This window comes from Candidatus Sodalis sp. SoCistrobi, from assembly GCF_900143145.1.
In the GTDB taxonomy this organism is placed as follows: Bacteria; Pseudomonadota; Gammaproteobacteria; order Enterobacterales; family Enterobacteriaceae; genus SoCistrobi.
The window spans coordinates 1-5948 of the sequence record NZ_FRDB01000176.1; the positions used below are offsets into that span (position 1 = coordinate 1).

A 5948-nucleotide genomic window follows, 5' to 3' on the forward strand; every position below is an offset into this window, starting at 1 on the left:
CTGATTCCCCCAACAGGTCCTGAGGGGAGTGGCAATCCTGGAGCAATTGGTCAATAAGATCGTTGCTGATAGGCATTTTGTAGTCCTTTAAAGGTTTTGCTAAAAATGCCATTTACACAGATTATTTGTAAGCGCCCCACGAGGGCCGTAGTGTAAATATTATTTTACGATTGAGAGGTTCCAGGGCAGCAGTTCGTGCACTCGGTTCGACTGCCAGTCGCTGATCTTGCTGATCACATCACGCAACCAGGCCTCGGGCTCAACGCCGTTCAGTTTGCAGGTGCCCAGGAGGCTGTAGATGATCGCCGCTGCCTCGCCGCCTTTGTCAGAGCCGAAGAACAGATAAGCGGGGGGACACATTGCGCTCACCCCCACCGCACTCGGTTTACAGCCAGTTGCCGTTGCGTATTACCCCAACCGCTAACCCTTCAATGGTCAGCTCTTGCTGCCGCAGGTCCACCACAATGGGGTCAAACTCACTGTTTTCCGGCAACAATTCTACGATGTTGCCCTGGCGTTTCAGCCGTTTGACGGTAACATCATCGTCAATGCGCGCCACAACGACCTGACCATTACGGGCATCCTGCGTTTTGTGCACCGCCAGCAGGTCGCCATCCATAATGCCGATATCCTTCATCGACATACCGCTGACCCGCAGCAGGAAATCCGCATGGGGCTTGAATAAAGCGGGATCTACCTGATAGTGGCTTTCAATGTGCTGCGTGGCCAGCAAGGGCTCGCCGGCGGCCACACGCCCAATCAGCGGCAAACCGCTTTCTTCTTCTATCATCAGACGAATGCCGCGCGACGCGCCGGAAACAATTTCAATGGCGCCCTTGCGTGCCAGCGCTTTCAAATGCTCTTCCGCCGCATTGGGCGAACGAAACCCCAGACGCGACGCAATCTCGGCACGCGTGGGGGGCATGCCGGTCTGCGTGATATGGTCGCGGATCAGGTCAAAAACCTCTTGTTGTCTGGTGGTTAGCGCTTTCATTCCGTCCCCTGTTTGTTTATACAGTCTTTCTGAGAGTATATACAGGTCATTGCCAATTGAAAACCGAAAACGCGCGAAATAGGGTGTCATTCACGATAATATAAGTCCCATGCCGTCGCGTTGCGGCATCCGGGCGCCTGGAGAACAAGCAGGTGGCAGCGCTTACGCTCTGGCCGCGTCCCCCCGGTTACCCTCTCGCCGCGTGCAGATAGCCGGTGAGTGTCAGGGAACTCAACCCCGGCGGGCATTAATTTGCACGCGCTGCGGCCCCAGACGCTGGCGCCGCCACAGATCCGCCGCGCGGTTTCTGGTATGCTTGCATCGCATTGCTAACAAGAGGCTTCACAAAGATATGTCAGGTTGGCGTAGAATTTATTATACGTTGTTGGATTTACCGCTAAAGTTGCTGGTAAGAAGTAAAGTTATTCCGGCCGATCCGCGCGCTGAAGCCGGCCTCGATCCCCAGCAGCCTATGATGTATGTGCTGCCCTATAATTCCAAAGCAGACCTGCTCACCCTGCGTATGCAATGCTTGAAACAAGGTCTGCCTGACCCACTGACGCCGCTGAATATCGACGGCGTAACGCTACCGCGCTACGTTTTTATCCATGACGGGCCGCGCGTGCTGTCGTGGTACGCGGAAAAGCCGCAATCCGTTTCGCTGTTTCATAATTACCTCGATCTGCACCGCTCGAATCCCGCCCTGGATGTGCAACTGGTGCCGGTATCGGTCATGTTCGGCCGTTCACCCGGCAGGGAGTCGCAAACCAACCAGCCGGCACCGCAGTTGCGTCTGCTAAACGGTATCGAAAAGTTTTTCGCGGTGCTGTGGCTCGGGCGCGATAGTTTCGTGCGTTTTTCGCGCCCGTTGTCATTGCGCTATATGGCCACCGAGCACGGCACCGACAAGTCTATCGCCCAGAAACTAGCCCGGGTGGCGCGCATTCACTTCGCCCGGCAGCGGTTAGTGGCGGCGGGGCCGCGGCTACCGGTACGCCAGGATCTGTTCAATAAGCTGCTGGCGTCTAAAGCCATCGAAAAAGCGGTGGAAGATGAGGCGCGCAGCAAGAAGATTTCGGTAGAAAAGGCGCAGCAGAACGCAGTCGAACTCATGGAGGAAATCGCCGCCGACTTCTCGTATGAAGCTATCCGCCTCTCCGACCGGGTTTTGAGCTGGACCTGGAACCGATTGTATCAAGGGCTGCACGTACGCAACGCCGAGCGGGTGCGTCAGCTGGCCGAAGAAGGCCACGAAATTGTCTATGTGCCCTGCCACCGCAGCCATATGGATTATCTGCTGCTTTCCTATGTGCTTTACCATCAGGGGTTGGTGCCGCCCCATATCGCCGCCGGCATTAATCTTAATTTCTGGCCGGCAGGGCCGATTTTCCGCCGCCTGGGGGCGTTTTTCATCCGCCGCACGTTCAAAGGTAACAAGCTTTATTCCACCATTTTCCGCGAGTACCTGGGCGAGTTGTTTATCCGCGGCTATTCGGTGGAGTATTTCGTCGAAGGCGGCCGGTCCCGGACCGGGCGGCTGCTGGAGCCGAAAACCGGCACGCTGACCATGACTATCCAGGCCATGATGCGCGGGGGTAATCGCCCCATCACCCTGGTGCCGATTTACGTCGGCTATGAACATGTGATGGAAGTGGCGACCTATGCGAAAGAATTGCGCGGCGCGGCCAAAGAGAAAGAGGGGCTTTGGCAAATGATGCGCGGATTGCGCAAGCTGCGCAATCTCGGCCAGGGTTATGTCAACTTTGGCGATCCCCTGCCCCTGGCCACCTGGCTCTCGCAGCAAGTACCGCAGTGGCGTGACTCCATCGACCCCATAGAAGCCCAGCGACCCGGCTGGCTGGCGCCGGCGGTGGATGAGATTGCCGCCACCCTCATGGTGCGGATCAACAACGCTGCCGCCGCCAACGCCATCAATTTGTGCTCCAGCGTGCTACTGGCCTCGCGCCAGCGCTCGCTGACCCGCCCGCAGTTGCTGTCGCAGCTGGCCTGCTATCTTGAGCTACTGCGCAATGTGCCTTATGCGCCGGACATCACGGTACCCGATTTGACGCCGGAGGCGCTGTTAGCCCATGCGCTGGCGATGAACAAATTTACCGTCGAGCATGACACCATCGGCGATATCATCTGCTTGTCGCGCGATCAGGCCGTGCTGATGACCTATTACCGCAACAATATTCAGCATCTCCTGATCCTGCCGTCACTGGTGGCCTGTATTATTTGCGGCCATCCGGGCATCGAACGCGCCCAGCTGCAGCAGCGGATCACGCTTCTTTATCCGCTGTTAAAAGCGGAATTGTTCATGAGATACAGCAAGCAGGATTTACCGCCGGTCATCGACAATCTTATCGCCGAACTGGCGCGTCAGGGACTGGTAGAGGTGCAGGAAACGTGGCTGTATCCGGCGCACACACGTCTGCATCTCCTGCAGCTATTGGCCGCAAGCGTCAGCGAGACGTTGCAGCGTTACGCCATTACCTTTTCCTTATTGCGCGCCAATCCACAGCTTAACCGCGGCACGTTGGAAAAAGAGAGCCGGATTATGGCTCAGCGGCTATCGGTACTGCACGGCATTAATGCACCGGAGTTTTTCGATAAAGCGGTATTCTCAACGCTGGTGGCGACGCTGCGCGCCGAGGAATATATCAGCGATACCGGCGATGCCATTGACGAAAAGGTCAACGAGATGTGCGACATCCTCAGTGAATTAATTACCCCCGACGTGCTTGGCACTATCGAAAGCGCCAGTTTGCTGGCGAACGGACCGGCTAGCGCGGCGCTGCCGGCGGAATAGCCGCTACGCTGCCCTAACGCCCAGCGGCTAGGGCAGCGCGCCGCCATCCTAACAAACACCTCGCCGGCGCCGATCACCGCCGGCGTTCTCTTAACGCGCCAGCGACCTCTGTCGTCACGCCCAGCAGCTAGGGCATCGCGCCGCCGCCTGAGTAAACACCTCGCCCGGCGCCGATTACCGCCGGCGTTCTCTTATACGCGCCAGCGACCTCTGTCGTAACGCCCAGCAGCTATTGCATCGCGCCGCCGTCCTACCAAATACCTCGCCGGCGCCGATTACCGCCGGCGTTCGCTTATACGCGCCGGCACCTCTGTCCCGCTTGAGAGCGCACAGGCGCAAGCGCCGCGAACGGGCGCTGGAATAGGCGTTACAGAGGGGTTCAATGGGGCAGTAAACTCAGCAAAATGCCGATAAAGATCAGCATCCCGACGAGATTATTATTTAAAAACGCCCGGAAACAGGCCTCCCGTTCACGGTCGGCGATGAGCTTTTGCTGCCAGAGAAATAACCCCGCCGCGCCCGTCAGGGCCAGAAAGTAACTCCTGCCAAGCCCGAGCTGCCAGCCGACAACGCCCAGCAGCAGTAGCGTCGCCAACTGCAACAATCCGATAATAAGCTTATCGAAACGCCCAAACAGGATGGCGGTGGATTTGACGCCGATACGCAGATCATCATCCCGATCCACCATGGCATATTGGGTGTCGTAAGCCACCGTCCAGGTAATATTCGCCAGGAACAGCAGCCAACAGATTAAAGGTAAGGACTCACTCACTGCGGTGAACGCCATCGGTATCGACCAGCCGAACGCCGCCCCCAGCACCAGCTGCGGCAAATGCGTATACCGCTTCATGAACGGATAGACCCAGGCTAACGCCAGCGCCACCGTCGACAGCGCAATGGTCATGCTGTTTAACGTCAACACCAGCGCAAAAGAGATGCCCACCAGCGCGCCGAACAACAGCTTGGCTTCTTTTTCGACTATCGCGCCGCTGGGCAACGGGCGGGCGCGGGTGCGTTTGACCTGACCGTCGATTTTACGGTCCGCGTAATCGTTTATCACGCAGCCGGCGGCGCGCATGAAAAACACACCCAGAATAAATACCGTTAACGTTCCCAGCGCGGGTATAGCCATGCCCGCCAGCCACAAAGCCCATAGCGTCGGCCACAGCAGCAGCAGCGAGCCGATAGGCTTATCGATTCGCATCAAACGGCACCATGCCTGCCATCTATCCTGTGTCAGACTGTGATCCAACGGAATTCTCCTTTACTTTTCAGGCACATCATCGCCGCTGGCATACAGCGGGCAGTCGGGTAAAAACGCTTCCGTCAGCAGCAGCGGTTGCCCCTCGGGAAGCCGCAGACGCGCACGCCGCGCCCACAAGGTACCGACCCGGCCGAATTGGATAACGTCCCGCGCCGGCGGCCGGTGGCGGAACAGCCATTGCCCCAGCGGCACATCCCCCAGACTCAGCACCTGCTGCGCCGGCCCCGCCTCTGTGGCGGCGGGCACCAACGTGCGGGCGGTCAACCAAGGACGGTCATGGCCATACAGCACCACCTCCCGCAGCCAGAATCGCCCGCAGTCCGGCAATAGCGCCGCCTCCCCCGCTTCGATGCAGGCGGGGACAAACCCTTCACGAAAGCGCCGGACGCGAATGTGCCCGCAGTGCTTTTCAAGGCGCCGGGTCATCGACCCGCGCTCGGTCAGCCAGCTTCGCGTGGCGTCATCGGGCCACGCCGGCGGCGCCTGGAGCCAGCGAATACCGTCAAGTAGCGCCACTATGGCCTGATCCTGCATAGGGTTCGCGCTCCCGTATTCAAAGATTTCATTGTAGCCCAGAACCTCCGTTCATTGACATGCCGCACACACAATTCAGCGCGCAATGCACCACTCCGGGCCACGGCAACCCGACGATGAACAGTAGGCGCGCTCAGCGGTAAAAACACCACGCTCATGACCGTCTGTCGGAAAAAAAAGGCCTCCCGTAGGAGCATAGGTATCTACACATCAGGGACATAGGTATCTACACATTTATCGTGATACCTGTTATTACTTTGCAGAATGATTTCAACCTATCTGTTGGCGGGATTGACTCTCGCCTTACCCGCCGATATCAGACGCTGGTTAAACAGCATATGACG

At 58.0% G+C, this 5948-nt stretch carries 4 protein-coding genes and 1 pseudogene; 1 reads left to right on the forward strand and 4 read right to left on the reverse strand.

The genetic code is table 11. From position 1 onward, the window contains the following. Positions 1-159: 159 nt before the first annotated feature. A pseudogene (locus CINSTRO3249_RS11660) lies at positions 160-345 on the reverse strand (transposase domain-containing protein); the annotation flags it as partial. Positions 346-385: 40 nt separating this feature from the next. Then, positions 386-994, reverse strand: coding sequence for a transcriptional repressor LexA (gene lexA, locus CINSTRO3249_RS11665; RefSeq protein WP_074013404.1), 609 nt, complete (start codon positions 992-994; stop codon positions 386-388). Positions 995-1346: 352 nt separating this feature from the next. On the opposite strand from lexA, the gene plsB reads away from it, so the two are divergent. After that, positions 1347-3806: a glycerol-3-phosphate 1-O-acyltransferase PlsB gene (gene plsB / locus CINSTRO3249_RS11670; protein ID WP_074013405.1), complete on the forward strand. Its 2460-nt coding sequence runs from the start codon at positions 1347-1349 to the stop codon at positions 3804-3806. A 379-nt stretch (positions 3807-4185) separates the two neighbouring features. Here the strand turns inward: plsB and ubiA are convergent, their stop codons facing one another. Both ubiA and ubiC read right to left on the reverse strand, forming a co-directional pair. Next, a complete protein-coding gene (gene ubiA, locus CINSTRO3249_RS11675) occupies positions 4186-5058 on the reverse strand; it encodes a 4-hydroxybenzoate octaprenyltransferase (protein ID WP_074013406.1) in 873 nt (290 codons plus the stop codon). Between the two features lie 12 nt (positions 5059-5070). Continuing rightward, on the reverse strand, positions 5071-5604 hold the full coding sequence (ubiC, locus tag CINSTRO3249_RS11680; RefSeq protein ID WP_074013407.1) for a chorismate lyase: 534 nt from the start codon (positions 5602-5604) through the stop codon (positions 5071-5073). Positions 5605-5948 lie beyond the last annotated feature (344 nt).

Coding starts and splice junctions, on each gene's coding strand:
- lexA (WP_074013404.1), bottom strand. CDS start 994: ATGAAAGCGCTAACCACCAGACAACAAGAGGTTTTTGACCTGATCCGC.
- plsB (WP_074013405.1), top strand. CDS start 1,347: ATGTCAGGTTGGCGTAGAATTTATTATACGTTGTTGGATTTACCGCTA.
- ubiC (WP_074013407.1), bottom strand. CDS start 5,604: ATGCAGGATCAGGCCATAGTGGCGCTACTTGACGGTATTCGCTGGCTC.